Source organism: Bradyrhizobium sp. CCGB12, assembly GCF_024199845.1.
Classification (GTDB): Bacteria; Pseudomonadota; Alphaproteobacteria; order Rhizobiales; family Xanthobacteraceae; genus Bradyrhizobium.
The window spans coordinates 2,761,614-2,781,058 of sequence record NZ_JANADO010000001.1 but is presented as its reverse complement, the minus strand read 5'-3'; the positions used below and the strand labels follow the sequence as shown (position 1 = coordinate 2,781,058).

Annotated in this window: 15 protein-coding genes and 2 tRNA genes; 2 read left to right on the top strand and 15 right to left on the bottom strand. The window is 64.7% G+C overall.

Features of this window, described 5'->3' with window-relative positions:
* Window positions 1-82 precede the first annotated feature (82 nt).
* The 9 genes from NLM27_RS13355 to NLM27_RS13315 all read right to left on the bottom strand — a co-directional run bounded on the left by NLM27_RS13355 (window position 83) and on the right by NLM27_RS13315 (window position 8,278).
* On the bottom strand, window positions 83-850 hold the full coding sequence (locus NLM27_RS13355) for a PopZ family protein (protein ID WP_254143731.1): 768 nt from the start codon (window positions 848-850) through the stop codon (window positions 83-85).
* 302 nt (window positions 851-1,152) lie between these two features.
* Window positions 1,153-2,538, bottom strand: coding sequence for a TolC family outer membrane protein (locus tag NLM27_RS13350; RefSeq protein WP_254148818.1), 1,386 nt, complete (start codon window positions 2,536-2,538; stop codon window positions 1,153-1,155).
* 204 nt (window positions 2,539-2,742) lie between these two features.
* On the bottom strand, window positions 2,743-3,405 hold the full coding sequence (locus tag NLM27_RS13345; protein ID WP_254143730.1) for a protein-L-isoaspartate O-methyltransferase: 663 nt from the start codon (window positions 3,403-3,405) through the stop codon (window positions 2,743-2,745).
* A gap of 131 nt (window positions 3,406-3,536) precedes the next feature.
* Window positions 3,537-3,716: a hypothetical protein gene (locus NLM27_RS13340; RefSeq protein WP_254143729.1), complete on the bottom strand. Its 180-nt coding sequence runs from the start codon at window positions 3,714-3,716 to the stop codon at window positions 3,537-3,539.
* 213 nt (window positions 3,717-3,929) lie between these two features.
* A tRNA-Asn gene (locus NLM27_RS13335) sits at window positions 3,930-4,004 on the bottom strand.
* Window positions 4,005-4,141: 137 nt separating this feature from the next.
* On the bottom strand, window positions 4,142-4,510 hold the full coding sequence (locus NLM27_RS13330) for a hypothetical protein (protein ID WP_254143728.1): 369 nt from the start codon (window positions 4,508-4,510) through the stop codon (window positions 4,142-4,144).
* 211 nt (window positions 4,511-4,721) lie between these two features.
* Window positions 4,722-6,422 (bottom strand): flotillin family protein, encoded by a 1,701-nt coding sequence (locus NLM27_RS13325; RefSeq protein ID WP_254143727.1) that lies wholly within the window; start codon window positions 6,420-6,422, stop codon window positions 4,722-4,724.
* Between the two features lie 19 nt (window positions 6,423-6,441).
* Window positions 6,442-7,104, bottom strand: coding sequence for an OB-fold-containig protein (locus NLM27_RS13320; protein ID WP_254143726.1), 663 nt, complete (start codon window positions 7,102-7,104; stop codon window positions 6,442-6,444).
* A gap of 10 nt (window positions 7,105-7,114) precedes the next feature.
* Window positions 7,115-8,278 (bottom strand): PspA/IM30 family protein, encoded by a 1,164-nt coding sequence (locus NLM27_RS13315; protein ID WP_254143725.1) that lies wholly within the window; start codon window positions 8,276-8,278, stop codon window positions 7,115-7,117.
* Between the two features lie 1,050 nt (window positions 8,279-9,328).
* Between NLM27_RS13315 and NLM27_RS13310 the strand changes: the two genes are divergently transcribed.
* Window positions 9,329-10,939, top strand: a complete 1,611-nt coding sequence (locus tag NLM27_RS13310; RefSeq protein ID WP_254142551.1) for an IS1182 family transposase — start codon at window positions 9,329-9,331, stop codon at window positions 10,937-10,939.
* Between the two features lie 186 nt (window positions 10,940-11,125).
* Here NLM27_RS13310 and NLM27_RS13305 read toward each other — a convergent pair whose 3' ends face one another.
* The gene (locus NLM27_RS13305) at window positions 11,126-11,386 is read right to left on the bottom strand and encodes a hypothetical protein (RefSeq protein ID WP_254143724.1); all 261 of its coding nucleotides are present in this window, start codon (window positions 11,384-11,386) and stop codon (window positions 11,126-11,128) included.
* A gap of 259 nt (window positions 11,387-11,645) precedes the next feature.
* Here NLM27_RS13305 and NLM27_RS13300 point away from each other — a divergent pair, with 259 nt between their 5' ends.
* Entirely contained in the window at window positions 11,646-11,840 is a 195-nt protein-coding gene (locus tag NLM27_RS13300; RefSeq protein WP_254143723.1) for a hypothetical protein, read from the top strand.
* A gap of 82 nt (window positions 11,841-11,922) precedes the next feature.
* Here the strand turns inward: NLM27_RS13300 and NLM27_RS13295 are convergent, their stop codons facing one another.
* From NLM27_RS13295 to NLM27_RS13275, 5 genes are all read right to left on the bottom strand, one after another.
* Window positions 11,923-12,069 (bottom strand): hypothetical protein, encoded by a 147-nt coding sequence (locus NLM27_RS13295; RefSeq protein ID WP_254143722.1) that lies wholly within the window; start codon window positions 12,067-12,069, stop codon window positions 11,923-11,925.
* Window positions 12,070-12,249: 180 nt separating this feature from the next.
* Window positions 12,250-12,323: transfer RNA gene (locus NLM27_RS13290), tRNA-Cys, on the bottom strand.
* A 77-nt stretch (window positions 12,324-12,400) separates the two neighbouring features.
* On the bottom strand, window positions 12,401-13,135 hold the full coding sequence (locus NLM27_RS13285; protein ID WP_254143721.1) for a tRNA-uridine aminocarboxypropyltransferase: 735 nt from the start codon (window positions 13,133-13,135) through the stop codon (window positions 12,401-12,403).
* Window positions 13,136-13,171: 36 nt separating this feature from the next.
* A complete protein-coding gene (locus NLM27_RS13280; protein ID WP_254143720.1) occupies window positions 13,172-16,276 on the bottom strand; it encodes an efflux RND transporter permease subunit in 3,105 nt (1,034 codons plus the stop codon).
* Entirely contained in the window at window positions 16,276-19,425 is a 3,150-nt protein-coding gene (locus tag NLM27_RS13275) for an efflux RND transporter permease subunit (protein ID WP_254143719.1), read from the bottom strand. Before NLM27_RS13275 ends, NLM27_RS13280 begins: the two co-directional genes overlap by 1 nt.
* Window positions 19,426-19,445: the final 20 nt, after the last annotated feature.

Sequence of the window (19,445 nt, the reverse complement as noted above, 5' to 3'; positions counted from 1 at the left end):
CTCAACGGCAGGCGTCTCCGGACCGAGCCGCAGGCCGAATATGACGCAGGAGCAGGGCTTTATCGGGGCCGCATGGCCCTCCCTAGCGGCCGCCCCGCGAGACCCGCTCGATTTCGGCCTTCACGATGCGTTCAACCAGACCCGGCAGGTTGTCATCGAGCCAGGATTTCAGCATCGGACGCAGCATCTCCTTGACCAGATCCTCTAGCGTCCGTGCATTGCTGCTCAGCACCGTATGGGCCAGCGAGTTGAAGGCGGATTCGACTGCTGAGACCGTCGATTGCGCCAGGATCGGCTGTTGCGGAGGCAGCGGCGGCGCATCGAAGTCCACCGATGCGTAAGCCGGCGGCGGCACGGGGCGCGGCGGCGGCGATTCGGCGAATTCGAGATCGTCGCGCGGCTCGACCTTGCGGAAGCTCGGTGGCGGCGGAGGCGGTGTCGGGTCCATCGCCATCTCGTCGGTCAATTCGAGCACGTCCGGTTCGGGTTCGGGCTCCGGCTCGGGAGCGCGAACCTCGGGCGCAGGTGTGGCCGCGTCGAGCCCGGCGAGCAGCGCGTCGATATCATCCTGGCTGTTGGATGCGTCCACCGCAGGTGCGGGTGGCGGCGGCGCCGGCTTTGCGGCCGGCGGCGGTGCGGCCCTCTCGGCGGCGGGTTTGGGCGGCGCAACCTTGGATGGCGGAATGTCGTTCATCGCCTGCGGCTTTGGCGATACGGCGGGCGTCGCAGGCTTCTCGGGTTTGGCCGCCTCCGTCGGCGGCGGCTTGGCCTCATCGTCGGCAATGATGCGCCGGATCGAGGCCAGAATCTCCTCCATCGAGGGTTCTGTGACCTTTGCAGGCTGCGTCATCTCCGACTCCACATCATCAACGCCCTCGCATGCGTTGTTTTACACCAAGCACGACAGGATTGGCCGGTTCCGGAATGACGGTCCGACATTTTCGTCGCGGCAGCCCGACTTGTCCCCAGATCACGGCTCAACGTGCGGCGGTGCGCCCCTGCCCGCGGCACTCAAGCTTTACGCACACGGCATCGATACGGGCGAATCGACCCGCATCTTCTTGGCAAGGCTATGTCAGGGAATTTGATGATTGCAAGCAAAGCACCGGTCGACCTCGTCTATTCACGAGACCGACCGGATCACTACGGACATCAGCGTCCGTCGGGCGTGCGTACGCCGACCCAGCTGTCGCGGACCTGCTGGTAGTGCACGCTGGCATCATAGACCGTGGTCGCGAGGCCGAGGACCTGAGGCGACAGGCGGCCGACAGCCGAGAGGACGTTATAGGATGCAACAACGCGATCATGCTGCGCCGTGACCAGCGCGACGCGCGCATTGACCAGCGCCTGCTGCGCGTTGAGGACGTCGAGCGTGGTGCGCTGGCCGGCCTTGGCCTCCTCGCGCACGCCGTTCAACGCGATCTCGGACGCTGCGACTTGGGCCTGTGCGGACTGCACCTGCGCCTTGCCAGCCTGCAAGTTCCCCCACCACTGCACCACGGTCGCGCGGGTCTGATCGCGCGTGGTTTCGAGGTTCAGGCGCTGCTGCGCCAAGTTTTCCTTGGATTGGCGGATCAACGCATATTCGCTACCGCCCTGATAAATAGGTACCGAGACCTGCGCGAGCGCGGATGCGTTAAACGAGCGCAACTGAATCAAGGACTGTTCGTTGGCCTGCGTGGCCGATGCCTGGACCGTAACCGTCGGCAGCAACGCACCTTCGGCGACTTTCACCTGCAAGAAATTGACGTCAATGCCGAACATTGCCGCCGTGACGTTGGGATGCTCAACCAAGCTGAGCGCGACGGCCGAAGCGAGCGTCGCAGGCAGGAAGCGGTCGACCGGCGAGCCCGGTGCCAGGTTCGTCGGCTCGTTTCCGATGATGCGACGGAAATTTGCCCGCGTCGTGGTGAGATTCGCTTCGGCGGTGAGCGCCTGCGTCTTGCCGGCAGCCAGTTGCGCTTCCGATTGCGCGACGTCGGTGCGCGTCACTTCGCCGACATTGAAACGATCCCGGGTCTGCTTGAGCGTTTGCTCCAGCACCCGTACGTTGCTGCGCTGGACTTCGAGGTTTGCCGCGTCGCGCAGATAATCCATGTAGGTCGTGGCGGCCTGGAGCAGGACGCTTTGATCGAGGCTGCGCAACGCTTCGCGGGAGCCGGACACCTGACTCTCGGCCGCCCGCGTTCTGTTGGCAGTCTGGTTGCCATTGTAGACCGTCTGTGAAGCGGTAACTCCAACGCTGCGAGGTAAGGTGGTTCCGCTGATTGAGTTGCTCCCCACACCACTCTGCAAATCCTGATATTGATAGCCGGCGCTCGCCGTCAGCGAGACCCTGGGGCGATAGCCCGACAAAGCCTGAGGCACGTTCTCGTCTGTCGAGCGCACCTGGGCACGTTGTGCGTTGAGCTGTGGATTGTTCTGATAGGCGCGCACCAACGCGGACTCGATCGTATCCGCCAAGGCAGGCGTCGGCCCGGCTAGCGACAGCAGCAGGACCGAAACCGCAGCTCCGGTGAAGAGCTTCACCCCATGCATCCCTGAAATTCCGTTCATTCTAACGCCCGGCTCGTGCCCGCGAGCTGGGTTATCGTCTACCAATTGGAGTCATTGCCCCGCAGCAACATAGGACGCCGATTGCGGCGACGGAACTACCTCAAGGTAGTTCCCGGTGGAGAATCTTCACGTGCAGCATCCCGGCCACACTTCTGATTCAGAACGGGATTTTATCGGCCTTGGGCATCAGAACACGAAAGCGGCGGCCCGTTCCAGCCCGGGAAGGACCGGCGCGGCGGCATCGAACAGCGCCCGATGGCCGAATTCACCGTGGGTATGGGTCACGATCATGGCTCGCGGCGGCTTGGATTCGGCTGAAACTCCCACCAGCCGCCCGCCTTCCTTGAGCTGCCCGAGCAACCCCTCCGGCATCACCTCGGCGGCGCCGTTGAGGACGATCACGTCATAGGGGGAGGCCGACGCATCGCCCTCGGCACAGGACGCGGCTTTGCAGGTGACGTTGCCGAGCCCGAGGGCGGCAAAGGCGTCATTGGCCTTCGCGGCCAGCGCCGAATCGCATTCGGTCGCGGTAACCTGATGCGCAAGCTTGGCAGTGAGCGCGGCGAGATAGCCCGTGGCGCAGCCGACGACGAGCACGTTGTCGCCTTCGCCGATCTCGGCAGCCTGGAGCAGCTTGCCGGTCAGTTGCGGCTTGATCAGGAACCGCTTGGCGCCCCCCTCGCTCACATCGAGGTCGAGGTCGAGGTAAGCCAATGCCTGCCTGCTGGCGGGCACGAAGGCCTCGCGCGGAACCGTAAGCATGGCATCGAGAATACGACGGTCGGTGACGTCATTGGTGCGCACCTGGCCATCGACCATCTTGAGGCGCGCGGTCGAAAAACCGGACATTTGCGGACCCTGAAATGCGGACGATGCCGCTGAGATGAGTTGGCGGCATCTTTGGAACATGCCCGGCGAAAACGCAACATGGCCGTTGGCACGCGCCGGCCAGCGCTCACCGCATCAGGGTGTAGGATGAATTATTCGATCGCCACAGCAAGGCGGCCGATCAGAGCGGCGACCTCGTCCAGCCGCGCCGAATCGGGTGCCTCGACCGCTCGCGCGAGGCAAGCAAGGCATTCATCGTCGCTGAGTTCGGGAATGTCGGCCGGCAGAATCGAGGGGGCCATATGAAAACGGTCGACCTGGATGTCTGGCATGGGGAATCAGCTCCGTAAAAATCCGGCACTGGCCAAGCTCGATATCAATTGAGTCGATTTGGCGCCGCCCTCGTGGCGCGACGGCGCCGCTGGACACGTCTGCTTGAACGCGATTCCCAGGGGGCGGCGCAGGATGGCGCTCGCAGATCACGCGAACGGCATTGCACGCCACATCAGAGCGTGACGTCAACACATTGAAATATAACGGAAATTTGGCTCCCCGGGCTGGATTCGAACCAGCGACCATCCGATTAACAGTCGGATGCTCTACCGCTGAGCTACCGAGGAAAAGGCGAACCAGTTGTTCGCGCGCGGCTGCGTATAACAAAGCCGGTTGCGCTTGCAAAGGACGAATTCGTCATCCTCGCAAGGCGCCTGAGGAAGGGCCATGATGCGGCCCCTCCTCCGGCCATGGGAGAGCCGAGCTACTCGGCCAGGAACGAAGTGGTCTTGGTGCCGGGGTCGTAGCGCAGCCGCAGCGCGGTCATCTTGCAGAGGTTGACGTTCTTCCAGAGCACGGCCTCGTCGTAATTCTGCCAGTCGACGCGAATGTTCCAGACGCAGCCCTCGTCGTCCTCGTCGAACTCGACATAGGTGCTCGCCTGGTTCTGCAAGACCTTCTCGAGCTCGTTCTCCCATTCGTCGAGGCCATCGTCCGGCGCGTTGAAGCCGAGGAATTTGATGGCATAGCCGGTCTCGTTGACGACGGTGACGTTGCGGGCGTCAGCCGCGAACGAAGGCGCGGCCGCGATCGCAAATCCGATCGCGATCAGTCCAGACAGAAAATACTTCATCGAAAATCTCCCGATCGAAACAGGCTTCGGCGCCTGGCGTCGATCGGCGCAGGCGCCGCGGCAACAAATGGCGTTGCCTCGAAAGATTCGTCCGGAGCGCGATCGACGGCTTCGAGACACCCTCAATCAGCACTCCGGAAGATGTGCGCGACGCGAGACGCGCACGGCCTGTTCTTATCGTTTCGAATTCTCCGCAGCAATGAATGGGCATTCATAGATCGGCGGCGTTTGTTTTCTCCGGTGCGGGCGCAGCCACAGGCACCGCGGCGCCATTGCCCTTCCCCGTCACGGCGCCGACCAGTGCCTTCACGGGATCCTCGCCCGGCGCAAAGCCGCTCTGGCGCAGGATCTCGTCGATCATCGGACGCAGCGCGTGCACCTTCAGAAGCTCGCCGGCGAGGCCTTCGCCGAAGCCGACATTGCCGCCGCCAGCACCGTTGCCGCCGAACGCACCGCCGGTGTGCAGGATGCGGACATCCTTGAGGTTGGCGATTGGCTTCACCATCTCGGCAAGCGCCGAGGGCATGGTCTCGATCCGCTTCTTGGCGATCTCGAAATCGATGACGTTGGTGCCGAGCTTGTTCTGCGCCTCGTTTTTCATGGTAATGACGGCGGCCTCGGCTTCACCGATGTTGCGGACGCCGACGGCCTTGATCTTGTTGGACTCGGCTTCCGCGGTTGCCAGCGTCTTCACGGCCTCGGCGCGATCGAGCGAGGCCTTCTTCTCGGCCTCGGCCGCGACGATCAGCTCGGTCGATTTGCGCTCGGCCTCGGTGCGCGCAGCCAGCACCTGGGTGAGACGGGCACGGTCGGCGACCTCGACGGCGCGCGCGGTCACGACCTTTTCCTCCGCGGAGACCGCGAGCGCTTCGGCGGTCTTGGCTTCGGTAACGGCTTCCGATGTCTGCTTGCTCTTGGCGGCGATCTGGATCTCGTTCTCCTGGGTCGCGATCTGGATCTCGCGCTGGGCGTCGGTCTTGCGCTTGTTGATCGCCAGATCCGACTCGATCACCGCGGTTTCCTTAACCTGCTTGGCGCCCGCCTCCTTCTCGGCAACGGCGCGGTCGGTGTCGATACGGGCGTTCTCTTCGGTCAGGCGTGCGGTCTGCGTCGCGGTCGCGACCTCGGCGCGGGTGCTCGCGGTCTTGTTCGCGATGTCGCGCTCCTGCGAGAGTTCGGCCTCTTTCTTGGTCCGCTCGATCCCGAGGGTCTGCTGCCGCGCCTCGAGGTCCTTTTGCGCGATCGCCACCTCGTTGTCGCGCACGATGGCATTGCGGTCGCGGCGACGGGTCTCGGTGACGGTCTTCAATTGGGTGAGACCTTCGGCGTCGAAGAAATTCTCCGGGTTGAAGAACTTGACGTCGGTCTGGTCCAGCTTGGTCAGCGACACCGATTCAAGCTCGAGCCCGTTCGACTTCACATCGGACTCGACCGTAGACTGCACGTGCTTGACGAAGTCCGAGCGCTTCTCCTGGAGTTCCAGGATGCTCATGGTCGCAGCTACCGAGCGCAGGCCGTCGACGAACTTTGCTTCGACCTGGTTGCGAAGCGCCTCGGCATCGTTGGTCAGCGCGCCCAGCGTCTGGCTTGCGAGCGCAATGCTCTCCTCGTCGGGACGGACGCGCACGTAGAACTCGGCGACGATGTCGACGCGCAGGCGGTCCTTGGTGATCAGCGATTCCCGCTCCTTGCGCTCGACGGTGAGCCGCAGCGTCTTCAGGTTGACGCTGGCATAGGAGTGGAAGATCGGCAGGATCATGGCGCCGCCGTCGAGCACGACCTTCTTGCCGCCGAGCCCGGTGCGGACGAATGCCTCGTCGCGCGTGGCGCGCTTGTAGAGAATGGTGAAGACGATCCCCAGGACGACGATCAGCGCGACGCCGATCATGGCCGGGACTGCGATGTCGAACATGACTTTCTCCGATAATGACTTAGCTGCTGCTTAGACTGGGCTTGGAGGGTTTGAGTTCATCGTCGGCCTTCACCGCAACGAAGCGGCTGCCGTCGCGATCGACCAGGAGAACCATGGTTCCCTGCGGCAGCGGCGACGATGAAGGTGCTGCAACCGCCCAGACGAAATGACGGTTGCCGTGGACGTCGGCGACGCTGACGCGGCCGGGCGGCCCCTGGTCGAGCGGGCCGATGACGACCTCGCCGATGCGGCCGACGAGATCGCCGAGGCCGACGGCATAGCTCTCATCCTTGGGAATGACCCGCGCGATCGCCCTGCTGGCGGTGCGGACCAGCGGAACCGATGCAGCGACCGCCCCGATCGAGGCGACCGACGCTGGCAAGGGACCGGCCACCATCCGCGCCACGTCCTGGATCAGGAAGCCCGTGATGGAGAAGGCGCCCAGCAGCAACAGCAGGAAAATCAGCAGCGGCACGCCGCCGACATTGATCCACGAGATCGCGTTGATCACGCCATTGTCGCTGGGGTGACCGAAATCGATGTTGGTGCCGAGCATTTCGCTCAAGGACGCCCCCACCAGCATCGAGACCACCTCGATCGAGCCGACGATGACGATCATGGCCGCCGCGATCGCGAACGGCCTGACCTCCGGCGACATGACGTGTTCGAGCAGAGCGCTCATGACACGGCACTCAGGAGCGCGACTTCAGCCGGGCCAGCCTCGCTGCAATTTCCTTGTCGCGATGCAACGTGCTGAGCTCGTCGATGTCGCTCGAATAAGGGATGCCCGGCGGCACGCCGGTGACCCTTGCCACCGCCCTGCCCGCGCGCAGCGCCTTCGCGGCCGCAGAACCGCCGCCCTGCTTCCGGGGCGATGCCGACGCCTCCTGGCTTGCGACGGCCTCGCTCTTTGCGAGATCGGCACGGCGCTGCTCGGCATCCTGGAGCGCCGACAGCACGGCGCGCAGCGACGTCACGCATTGCTCGATCTTCTCGTTGTTCTCGTCGATGGCCCGCGAGAGCACCTCGAACTGGGCTTCCAGATCCATCTGCCGCGCGATGCCGGCGCGGGCGAGATCGTCGCGCCCGTCGGCGATCGCGCCCTCGATCTTGGCGGCAAGATCGGTCATCCCGCGCTCGATCTCGGTGCGGCGCGCGTTGAGGCGGTATTCCTCGGCCCGCGCGGCCGCGAGTGCATCGCGCGCCTCGCTCTCGGCGCGCTCGATCTCGCGGATGGCCTGTCCAACCACCTTGAGCTTGTTCTTGCCTTCCGCCTGCTCGATCGCGTCATAGGCGATCCCGGCGATCAGACGCCCGACCCGGGACAGGAAATTGTCGGGGGCGGCAGCGATGGTATCCATAGCGTTCTCCTCCTCTGGCAGAATGTTCGGCGTGACGCCGTAGTGAACTTCGAAACCGTCGTCGGTACGGATCAGGTGCGCGGGCACGCTCTGCCCCCAGCCTTCGGTGTAGCCCGCGTAGTCGAAAGGCACGCTGAAGCGGCCCTCGACGGTCGCAATCGAGATGGTGGCGGGGCCCTTGATCTTGGCGAGTTTGTCGTCGAGCGGGAGGCGGCGGCCCTGCGCCGCGCGATAGTCGGCGCGGTCGCGCAGGCCCAGCGTCACCAGGCGCGAGGGCAGCGCGGTCTGCTTGCGGATCGGGTCATAGGCATGGGCGTGGAGCAGGACCACGTTGGAACCCACATTGTGGCTCCGCGCGACCTCGTCGAGAATCTCCATCATGCGGTCATAAGCCCTAAACGTCGCCTCCAGCGCGGCCTTGGCGGCCGGGTCCGGGGCAAGCCTGTAACGCAGCGCGGACGGAGCGTTTCGGGGCGACGGGCTCATGGAAAGCACCAAAGCACCATTTTGGTGCTTTAGGAAGAGGAGTCGCGATCACGTTCCACTGATCCCTTAGGCACTCTGTTGGTTAGTCGCGATCGCTCAGGCGCGCGTTCAAGGCAGGCAGATCACCTTAGATCACCCGCCGATCAAGACTTCTTGCACGCGCGAGTTGCAATTTGAGATGAAATGCAACGAGCTCTCTCAGTTCGTCATTGCGAGGAGCTCTTGCGACGAAGCAATCCAGAATCCCTCCGCGGTGATACTCTGGATTGCTTCGCTTCGCTCGCAATGACGGAGCAAGAGGCATCACCGGGCGCCGCCAACTCGCATCTCAACTCGCAGACACACCTGCGCGTCCTCGCGGCTTTTCTCGCCCGAGCTTTGCTTCATCACGATACCCTCTTTGTCAGAGGGCGCAGGGAAGACCGGGTGCCGGCCGGGCACCCACGGGTCCACTGTGCGGAAGGTTGCGCTACAAGGGTTGCACAGCGGCATACAGGTGAAGCCTAAAACAACCGGCCTTCCCTGCGCGATGGTTTGACGGCTTATGCCGAGTTCTCCCCGGGGAGCGATGCACTATTGCCCCCGTCGCCTTGCGGATGACTGATGAACGCACCCGGTCGGGCAGCACACATCGCCGCAAGGCTTGACGCACAGACCCCGGGCGTCAGGACGACACGGTTTTGCCGTACGCTGATAGCGCCGTTCGTGTGCGCGCCGCGATCGCTCACGGTCTCCCGCCCTGCGATTGCCCGTCGCGCCGGTGCTGCCAGCGTCCACCACGGCCCATCCCGCGTTTCGTGACGATCGCGATACGCCCCTCTGACTGGGATGAGGTGGCACGACAATGCGCTAAATCAGAAATTCTGTAAAGGCGAATATTTCAGCGTAGGCGATTGACCGAGCCGTGGCGTGTTTTGCCCGACGGGCAACGCTAGGGCTCGTAGCTTGTAGTCCGGATCGAGCGAAACGTAATCCGGGATTCCGCGGCGGACACAGCGGCCCCGGATTTCGCTTCGAGACTGGGCAAGATTCTAACATCGAGTGAAGGTAGGATTCGGCATGACGAATCGTACCTTCAAAACCGGCGTCAGGCGGGATCAGCCGAGCCTTCTGCCGGCGCGGGTGGAAGATTATGTGGCCGGCGACAATCCGGTTCGGGTGATCGAGGCTTTTGTTGCAGCGCTTGACCTCGGGAAGCTTGGCTTCCGCCATGCCGGATCGAGCGGCGGGGCTGGACAGCCACCTTATGACCCGGCCGACCTGCTGAAGCTTTATCTTTATGGCTACCTGAACCGGATCCGGTCGTCGCGCAACCTGGAGCGCGAAGCCCGGCGCAATCTGGAACTGATCTGGCTGATGAAGCGCCTGGTGCCGGGCTATCGCACCATCGCCAAGTTCCGCCAGGAGAACTGGAAGACGCTCAAGGCGGTGAACCGGGAGTTTGTGCTGATGCTGCGCGAACTCGGTCTGATTGGCGGAGAGGTTGTGGCGATCGACGGTGCGTTTTTTGATGGCAACGCCAGCAAGGCGAGCATCAAAACGCAGCGCAAGCTCGCCAAGCGGCTGGCGGAGATCGAGCAGGATATTGAAGCCTATGGTGCCACGCTCGAGGCCAACGACAGCGCCGAGGTGGAACGTCCACCCGCGGGGCGGGATGGCGGAGGCGATGGCAGTCGCGGCGGAGACCTCGCACAAGAGGTGGCGGCGTTGATGGCCAAGCGCGCCAGCTTGCAGGCCGATCTGGCACGACTGGAGGAGAGCGGGCAGACGCAGCTGTCGCGAACCGATCCGGATGCCCGCCTGTTGTCGAAGAACGGCCAGGTGGTGGCAGGCTATAACGTTCAGATCGGCGTCGACGACAAGCACGCTCTGATCGCGGCGAGCGAGGTCGTCAACGACGGCAACGATAGCGGCCAGCTTTACGACATGGCCAAGGCCGCAAAGGACGAGCTTGGCGTCGAGACGCTGACGGTTCTCGCCGATACCGGCTACTACAACGGCCATACGCTCAAGGACTGCGAGGAGAACGGCATTGCCGCCTACGTTCCGCTGGCCAAGCGAACCACGCGGCTCGAAGCGCAGGATCGCATCAGCCATGAGGCGTTCGCCTACGACGCCGAAGCGGATGTCTATCGCTGTCCCGCCGGCAAGCAGCTGCGTCCCACGGACGGTCGCAAGACCAACGGCAACCGGATCGAGATCAGGTATGTCAGCCGCAAGTCAGATTGCGACGCCTGCCCGCTGCGCGCGCGCTGTGTCACCGTCAAGATCCCGACGCGCACCGTCCAGCGCTGGGAGCATGAAGCGGTGCTGGATCGGCATCGCGCGCGGATGCAGGGCGCCGAGGCCCAGATGCGCCGCCGCGCCGAACTCGCCGAACACCCCTTCGGCACCATCAAATGCCGGGCCGGCTACCGCCACTTCCTCGTCCGCGGCTTCGACAAAGTCTGTGGCGAATGGAGCCTGATGGCGCTTTGCTACAATTTCTCCCGAGTCCTCAGCATTCTCGGCCTCGACGCCTTCATGGCCTATCTGGCAAGCCGGCTTCCGCATTTGGCACTCTTGCTGCTCAACGCCATCACCGACATCACCGACATCATCACCCGGATACGGCCCGCTCCAGCGCCAATCCGAGCCCAAATCCGTCCAATTTTCCGATATGCCGCGTAAGCCGCGCCCAAACAAATACTTGCCCAGCCTCTGCGCTCCATCCGGGCTACCGGATCGCGTCTCGGAATTGCGAACGCCCGTTGAACGAGCACCATCACTCAACAGCCTATCCGCAGCATATCCACAGACATCAATCAGCAGATTTGCGTGGCGCGCGCGCCACTTGCTGCGCACAAATCCACAGAACTACCCGCCGGCCTGGTCGAACACGCTGCGGCAGCCTTCGCTCAGGCTGGCCCGGTTGCGCCGCAGGCACGCGGTGATGGCGCGAACGTTGGGGATTTCGCCGGCGCAGAGCCGATACACGTCGGGCGTGCAGGCCCGGCGCTGCTCCGGCGTTCCCTGCGCATGGGCCGTGGACGCAAACAGCGTCAGGAACAGCCCGACCGTGGAGGCGCGGCGCGCCCTGTTCTTCACACCTGCAAACCGCAAGAACCTTGCCTTCATGACCGCTCTCCCGTTCTGCCCTGCCCGCCCGGCTGCGTCGGCCAGGGTCGCGATGAAGGGTGCGAGAAATAAAGCTGCGGAGATGTGATCTCTTTCACACTGCCGGCCGGACGCGGGAACCTAGAGTTCCCGAGGGGATTTTCAGGAATCGCTAACCAATCGGGACCTGATCGCCTGATCGTTAAAATGCGAACGATCGGATCAATCGGGAAACAAACCGGCTTTGCGACATTGCGCCATCCGCGTTCCGGAGGGTGTGATGAGCGAAGCCGAATTCAATTTGCTGCTGAATGCCGTCCGGGACGTCATGATCCACGAGGATTTTGCGCCCGCGCCGGAGGAGGAATTCGTGCCCCGCTCGTGGAGCTTCGACGCGACGCCCAAGGCCGCCAACGACAACGAGGGCGCCTGGCCCCTCCTGCCCTTTCCCGACGGCTGGTACGCGGCCTGCTGAGTTCATCTTCATTGTGACCGGAAGCGCCCGCCTCGCGGGCGTTTTGCTGTAGACGCTCGCCGAAAATCCGGCGCCCCAACGGTCAAGGCTTGACGCGATCCTCACCGTTCTGCGGCACCCGGTCGGGCGCGGCCGGCGGAAAGATGCTGTCATAGATCGCGCGCGCCTCACGAATGAGGCGAGCCCGCTCCAGCTCGGATTTTGGAATAAATCGGACGATTTCGCCCACGGCTTCTCCAGCGCTCGTTGGTTGGGATGCTTCGCCCAATCCATGCGAACGCTATGCCAACGAGCCTGAATCGCGGGTTTCCGCCAGGACCCGGGCAAACCCGGAGCATGGGCCGTCGGCTGCCGGTCCAGGCAGGATCTGCGTCAAATCGATTTGTTTTGAGAGATCAGATGCTTGTGATGGAGGCCACGACCAGAATTGAACTGGTGTACACGGTTTTGCAGACCGTTGCGTAACCACTCCGCCACGTGGCCCCACGGCCGAATGCCTTAGACATTTCCGGCGCTTGTCGCAAGTGCAACAGCCGCACAAGCGGACGATATGGTCGACGTCAGGCGCGCTTGCTGCGCCGGAAATCGCGCCGGCGGCCCTTTGGAGCCGGCTTTGGCGCCAATTCCGGCATTTCGGCTTGAACCTCGCGGTAGCGCGCTAACAGTCGTTCAAAACTGGCGTGCAGCGCATCGGCGATGTCGGGGCGCTTCTCGAGCCCAGCCAGAATCGTTGCGGCCGCTTCGATGGTCGAAAGCCCGTCGCGGCGCGGCTCCTTGCGCAGGCGTCCGTAGCGCGAGGGGCTCTGCGGGTTGAGGATCACGCGCTGGCATTTCAGCATCCAGGGATTGCGCCACCACAGCGCCTTGGCCTGGCTCCAGGTGCCGTCGAGCAGCACGACGCCTTCGAGCTTGCCGAGGATCGCGCGCTGGTTGTCCGCGACCTCGCCCTTGCGATTGAGCGCGACGATCTCGCCCTCGGCGTCGAGATCGGCGGCGCGGGCCGAGCCGAGATAGAGCACGGCCCAACGGGCGGCGTTCTCGACCGGCCGCCCCAGCGCCTTGGACAGGCTCGGCCAGGACAGGCCGACGCGCACCGTGGCATCGGCGAAATGTTTCGCAAGCAGCCGCGCAGTGCCGAGCGCCCTGTCCTGCTCCTGCGGATGCTGGAGGATCAGGAGCGAGAGGCGATTTTCAATGGGCGTGACGCTGTCGCAGATGCACAGCGGCATCGGCTTCTGGCAGTGCGGGCATTCGGGGATCGGCTCGGCCGGCGCGGCGTCGGGCAGGTTGGACATGGCGCCGCTATACGCTTGAAGCGGCGCTTCAACAACCTATTCCGCCGGCGCAGCCAGCGGGCGCGGCGCAGATCGCCGCCGCAGACGGTCGATCAGGAGGTAGATCACCGGCGTCGTGTAGAGCGTCAGGATCTGCGAGACGAACAGGCCGCCGATGATGGTGATGCCGAGCGGACGGCGCAACTCCGTGCCGGGGCCGGTCGCGACCACGAGCGGAATGCCGGCGAACAGCGCCGCCATCGTCGTCATCAGGATCGGGCGGAAGCGCGCCTGGCACGCCTCGAAGATCGCCTCGGCCGAGGACAGCCCGCGTTGGCGCTCGGCATCGAGCGCGAAGTCGACCATCATGATGCCGTTCTTCTTGACGATGCCGATCAAGAGGATGATGCCGACGAAGGCGATCACCGTCAGCGGCGTGTTGGTGAGCTGGAGCGCCAGGAGCGCGCCGAGGCCGGCCGAGGGCAGCGTCGAGATGATCGTGAGCGGATGGGCGAGACTCTCATAGAGCACGCCGAGCACGATATACATCGCGACCAGCGCGCCGAGGATCAAGAGCGGCTGACGGCTGCTGGTCTTGGCGAAATCGCCGGCATTGCCGTCAAAGCTGCCTCGGATGCCCTCGGGCATGTGCAATTCCTCGACCGCGCGCTGGATGTTCTGCGTCGCGGCCTGGAGCGGCACGTCGGGTAGGAGGTTGAACGACACCGTGGTCGAGGGGAACGACTGCGAGTGATAGACCGCGAGCGCCGCGAGGGTGCGCGTCGCGTGCACCACGGCCGACAGCGGCACCTGCACGTCATTGGCGCCCGCGACATAGATGCGTTCGAGGTTGGAGGGATCGACCTGGAATTTCGGGTCGATCTCCAGCACGGTCATGTACTGATTGCGCTGGGTATAGATGATCGAGATCTGACGCTGCGAGAACGCGTTGTTCAGCGCGTTGTCGATGTCCTGGACGTTGACGCCGAGGGCCGAGGCCTTCTGGCGGTCGATCGACAAGGTCAGCTGAAGCCCACCGGGATCGCGGTCGCTGGAAATGTCGGTGATGCCCTCGACGCTCTCCATCCGTTTGGCGACGATCGGCGCCCATTTCTGCAGCAGGCCGAGATCGGTGCTGGTCAACGTGTACTGATAGTCGGAATCGCTCTGCCGGCCGCCGGCGCGCACGTCCTGGGCGGCGAACATGAAGAGGCGGATGCCGGGCACGGGATACAGCGCGCGCCTGAGACGGTCGATGACGACCTGCGTCGAGACATGGTCGCGCTCCTCCGGCGGCTTCAGGCTGATGTACATGACGCCGCGGTTCGAGGTCGCCGCCCCCGGCCCGCCGCCGCTGCCCACGGTCGATCCGATGCCGGCCACGGCCGGATCCTGCATCACGATGTCGGCGAGCCGCTGCTGGAGGCCGAGCATCGACTGGAACGAGATGTCGGCCGAGGCGCGCGTCGCGCCGATGATGAAACCGGAATCGTCGATCGGGAAATAGCCCTTGGGCACCTTGATGTAGAGCGTCACCGTGAGGCCGATGGTCGCGAAGAACACCATCAGCGTCAGCAGCGGAAATTCCAACACGGTGCGCAAGGTGCGGGCGTAGAAGGCGACGACCCGTGACAGCGAGCCCTCGATCAGCCGATCGAACAGCGTGGCGGTGCCGGAGGTGGTCTGCCGGATGTAATGGGCGCAAATCATCGGCGTGACCGTGAGCGACACCAGCGTCGAGACCAGGATCGCGAAGGTCAGCGTCAGCGAGAATTCGCGCAGGAGACGGCCGACGATACCGTCCATGAAGATCAGCGGCGTGAAGGCCGCGATCAGCGACAGGCTGATCGAGACCACGGTAAATCCGATCTGCTTGGCGCCCTCCTGCGCCGCCCGGAACGGCCGCATGCCCTGCTCGAGATTGCGGAACATGTTCTCGATCATGACGATGGCGTCGTCGACCACGAAGCCGACGGAGATCGCCAGCGCCATCAGCGACAGATTGTCGATCGAGAAGCCCGCGACCCACATGCCGGCACAGGTCCCGGCCAGCGCCAGCGGCACCGAGATGCCCGCCGCGATCGTCGGTGTGAGGCGCCGCAGGAAGACGAATACAACGACCATGACGAGGAACGCGGTTGCCAGCAGGGTCCATTGCATGTCGAGCACGCTGGCGCGGATCGTGCCGGTCCGATCGACCAGGGTGGAGATCTCGACGCCGGCCGGGATCCACTGCTTCAGCGCGGGGATCAGCGCCTTGACCCTGTCGACGGTGTCGATGACGTTGGCATCGCCCTGCTTGGTGATCTGGATCAGCACCGCCGGCTGCTTGTTGAACCAGGCGATGGAGCGGGCGTTGCGGACGGAATCCTCGATGTCGGCGACGTCGGACAGCCGTACGAAATTGCCGTTGGAGCTCTTGATGACGATATCGCGGAACTCCTTCGCGGTGCGCATCTGCTTGTTCAGCGACAACGTCTCGCTCTGGCGCTCGCCGTTGAAGATGCCGACGGGACCGAGCGGATTGGCGTTGACGATCGCCGTCCTGACGTCGTCGGTGGCGATGCCGGCGTTCGACAGCGCGACGGGGTTGAGCTGCACCCGCACGGCCGGCTGATCGGCACCCGAGACCGTGACGTCGCCGACGCCGGGTACCTGCGAGATGCGCTGGGCCAGCACCGTATCGGCGACATCATAGATGGCGCTGGCCGACAGCGTCTTCGAGGTCAGCGCGAGAACGAAGACAGGCGCGCCGGCCGTATTCGCCTTGCGGAAACGTGGCAGCGTCGGCAGGTCGCTCGGCAAATCGACGAGCGAGGCGTTGATGGCCGCCTGCACGTCTCGCGCCGCCTTGTCGATGTTGCGGCCGATATCGAACTGGAGCTGGATGTTGGTCGTGCCGAGCGAACTCGTCGACGTGATCTGGTTGATGCCGGCGATTTCGCCAAGCCGCCGTTCCAGTGGCGAGGCCACGGTCGCCGCCATCACGGACGGATCGGCGCCGGGCCGGCTGGCCGAGACGAAGACGGCGGGAAAGTCGACGTTCGGGACCGAGGCGACGGGAAGGAACTCGTAGGCGACGACACCCAGCAGGAACAACCCGATCGACAGCAGCGTGGTCGCAACCGGGCGGCGGATGAAGGGCTCCGAGATCGATGCCATCACTGCATCCCCTCGGTCGCGCCCGCGACCGGCGGGCCGCCGGACTCCGCCGGCGGCAGCGCCTGCTCGAGGCGGCGGTTGATGCGGTCGAGCGCCAGGTAGATCACCGGCGTGGTGTAGAGCGTCAACAACTGGCTGAGCAGCAGGCCGCCGATGATGGAAATGCCGAGCGGAAAGCGCAGCTCGGCGCCGGTGCCGCTCTCGATCGCGAGCGGCAGCGCGCCGAACAAGGCCGCCAGCGTCGTCATCATGATCGGGCGGAAGCGCAACAGGCACGCCTGCACGATCGCCTCGTTCGGCGACATGCCCTGCCCGCGCTCGGCCTCGAGCGCGAAGTCGATCATCATGATCGCGTTCTTCTTGACGATGCCCATCAAGAGGACGATGCCGATCAGCCCGATCACCGAGAGATCCTGCCCGCACAAAACCAGCGCCAGGATGGCGCCGACGCCGGCGGACGGCAGCGTCGACAGGATCGTGATCGGGTGGATGTAACTCTCATAGAGCACGCCGAGCACGATGTAGATCGTGATCACGGCGGCGAGCAGCAGCCAGGGCTGTCCCGCGAGAGCCTTGGCGAATTCGGCGGCGTCGCCGGCGTAGACGCCTACGATGCTGTTGGGCATCTCGATACGGGTTTCGATCGCCTTCACGGCTTCGACTGCATCGCCGAGGGCCGCACCCGGCGCGAGGTTGAAGCTGAGCGACACCGACGGGAATTGCGCCTGGTGCGAAATCGCGAGCGGCGCCGTGGTGCGCTTCAGCGTCGCCACCGCATCGAGCGGCACCTGGGCGTTGGGCGCGCCTACCGTCGTGCTCGCGGCGCCCGGCAGATAGAGCTTGGACAGAATCGAGGGATCGCGCTGGTACATCGGCAGGGCCTCCAGCACGACGCGGTACTGGTTGGCCTGGCCGTAGATGGTCGAGATCTGCCGCTGCGCGAAGGCGTCGTTCAGCGTGTCGGTGATGGCCTGGAGGCTGACGCCGAGCTGGCCGGCCCGCGTGCGGTCGACGTCGAGCTGCGCGCGCAGGCCGCCTTCCTGCGCCTCCGAGGAGACGTCACGGAACAGCGGGTCGCGCCGCATCTCCGCCACCAGCTTGCCCGCCCATTCCGAGACCTGCGTCGCATCGGTGCCGGTCAGCGTGTACTGGTACTGCGACCGGCTCGACTGGGTCGAGATCTGCACGTCCTGCACCGGCTGGAAATAGACGGTCATGCCGGGGATGCCTGAGACCCTCTCCTTCAATCGGGTCACAACCACGCTGACATCGTCGCGCCGTTCGCCGCGCGGCTTCAGGGTCATGACGAGGCGTCCGACATTGGTGGTCGGGTTGACGGAGCCCGCCCCGATCACCGAGACCACCCCGACCACGTCGGGATCGGCCTTGATGGCGTCTGCGGCCTCGGCCTGCCGCTTCTGCATCTCCGCGAACGACACGTCCGGACCGGCCTCCGTCACCGCCGTGATCGAGGCGGTGTCCTGCAGCGGCAGGAAGCCTTTTGGCGCGACGACGTAGAGGACGAGGGTCGCGACCAGCGTGGCGAATGTCACGACCAGCGTGGCGCGCTGGCGCTCCAGCACCCACAGCAGCGTCCGGTGATAGGCCTCGACGGTGCGGTCGATGAAGCGGCTGATGGCGGCAAGGCCCGGCACCGCCAGCTCCTCGTGGGCGTGCTTGAGCAGCCGCGAGCACATCATCGGCGTCAGCGTCAGCGAGACCACCGCCGAGGTGACGACCGCGATGGTCAGCGTCAGAGCGAATTCGCGGAACATGCGCCCGACGAGGCCCGACATGAACAGCAGCGGGATGAAGACCGCGATCAGCGACACCGTCAGCGAGATCACGGTGAAGCCGATCTCGCTGGCGCCCTTGAGCGAGGCCTCCATCGCGCCGTCGCCGTTCTCCATGTGGCGGACGATGTTCTCGATCATGACGATGGCATCGTCGACGACGAAGCCGGTCCCGATCGTGAGCGCCATCAGCGACAGATTGTCGAGGCTGAAGCCGGCAAAATACATGATGCCGAAGCTTGTGATCAGCGACAGCGGCAGCGCCACGCCGGCGATCAGCGTGGCCCGCAGCGAGCGCAGGAAGAGCAGCACCACCAGCGTCACCAGCACGACGCTGAGGATCAGCGTGAACTGCACGTCGCGGACAGAGGCGCGAATGGTCACGGTGCGGTCGGAGACGATGGTGAGGTTCACGCCGGCCGGGATCGCACGTTGCACCTTGGGGATCTCGGCGCGGATCTGGCTGACGACGTCGATGACGTTGGCGCCGGGCTGGCGCTGGATGTCGATGATGACGGCCGGCGTGCCCTGGTACCAGCCGCCGGTGCGGTCGTTCTCCAGCCCGTCGACGATCTGGGCGACGTCGCCGATGGTGACGGGCGAGCCGTTGCGATAGGCGATGATGATCGGCTTGTAGGCGTCGGCGGCGGCGATCTGGTCGTTGGCGGCGATGATGTAGGATTGCTGCGCGCCGTCGAGCGAGCCCTTCGGGCCCGAGACGTTGGCATTGGCGATCGCGGCGCGCAGATCCTCCATGGCGATGCCGTAGGCGGCCAGCCGCGCCAGGTCGGCCTGGACGCGCACGGCCGGCTTCAATCCACCTAGGACCGAGACGCGTCCGACACCGGAGATCTGGCTCAACCGTTGCGCCAGAATGGTATCGGCGATGTCGCTCATCGCCCGCAGCGAGATCGTGTCCGAGCGCAGCGCCAGCGTCATCACCGGCGCGTCCGCCGGGTTCACCTTGGCGTAGGTCGGCGGGTAAGGCAGCGTCTTGGGCAGCACGCCGGCCGCGGCGTTGATCGCGGCCTGCACGTCCTGGGTGGCGCCGTCGATGTCGCGGTTGAGATCGAACTGGAGCGAGATCTGGCTGACCCCGAACGAGCTCGTCGAGTTCATCGCCGACAGCGACGGGATCTGGCCGAGCTGCCGCTCCAACGGCGCGGTGATGAGCGAGGCGATCACGTCGGGGCTTGCGCCCGGCAGCTGCGTCGTCACCTGCACGGTCGGGAAATCGACCTGCGGCAGCGCCGAGACCGGCAGCGAGAAATAGCCGAGCGCACCGCCGATCAGCAGCGCGATGCCAAGCAGCGAGGTCGCGATGGGACGGCGGATGAAGGGTTCGGAGACACCCATGGTTTACGCCTGCCGCGTCA

What these genes read in the sequence shown, in the direction of transcription:
- NLM27_RS13340 (WP_254143729.1), bottom strand. Translation starts at nt 3,716, where the DNA reads ATGCCAGACATCCAGGTCGACCGTTTTCATATGGCCCCCTCGATTCTG.
- NLM27_RS13300 (WP_254143723.1), top strand. Translation starts at nt 11,646, where the DNA reads ATGAGCGAAGCCGAATTCAATTTGCTGCTGAATGCCGTCCGGGACGTC.
- NLM27_RS13280 (WP_254143720.1), bottom strand. Translation starts at nt 16,276, where the DNA reads ATGGCATCGATCTCGGAGCCCTTCATCCGCCGCCCGGTTGCGACCACG.
- NLM27_RS13320 (WP_254143726.1), bottom strand. Translation starts at nt 7,104, where the DNA reads ATGAGCGCTCTGCTCGAACACGTCATGTCGCCGGAGGTCAGGCCGTTC.
- NLM27_RS13285 (WP_254143721.1), bottom strand. Translation starts at nt 13,135, where the DNA reads ATGTCCAACCTGCCCGACGCCGCGCCGGCCGAGCCGATCCCCGAATGC.
- NLM27_RS13350 (WP_254148818.1), bottom strand. Translation starts at nt 2,538, where the DNA reads ATGCATGGGGTGAAGCTCTTCACCGGAGCTGCGGTTTCGGTCCTGCTG.
- NLM27_RS13325 (WP_254143727.1), bottom strand. Translation starts at nt 6,422, where the DNA reads ATGTTCGACATCGCAGTCCCGGCCATGATCGGCGTCGCGCTGATCGTC.
- NLM27_RS13330 (WP_254143728.1), bottom strand. Translation starts at nt 4,510, where the DNA reads ATGAAGTATTTTCTGTCTGGACTGATCGCGATCGGATTTGCGATCGCG.
- NLM27_RS13310 (WP_254142551.1), top strand. Translation starts at nt 9,329, where the DNA reads ATGACGAATCGTACCTTCAAAACCGGCGTCAGGCGGGATCAGCCGAGC.
- NLM27_RS13305 (WP_254143724.1), bottom strand. Translation starts at nt 11,386, where the DNA reads ATGAAGGCAAGGTTCTTGCGGTTTGCAGGTGTGAAGAACAGGGCGCGC.
- NLM27_RS13355 (WP_254143731.1), bottom strand. Translation starts at nt 850, where the DNA reads ATGACGCAGCCTGCAAAGGTCACAGAACCCTCGATGGAGGAGATTCTG.
- NLM27_RS13275 (WP_254143719.1), bottom strand. Translation starts at nt 19,425, where the DNA reads ATGGGTGTCTCCGAACCCTTCATCCGCCGTCCCATCGCGACCTCGCTG.
- NLM27_RS13345 (WP_254143730.1), bottom strand. Translation starts at nt 3,405, where the DNA reads ATGTCCGGTTTTTCGACCGCGCGCCTCAAGATGGTCGATGGCCAGGTG.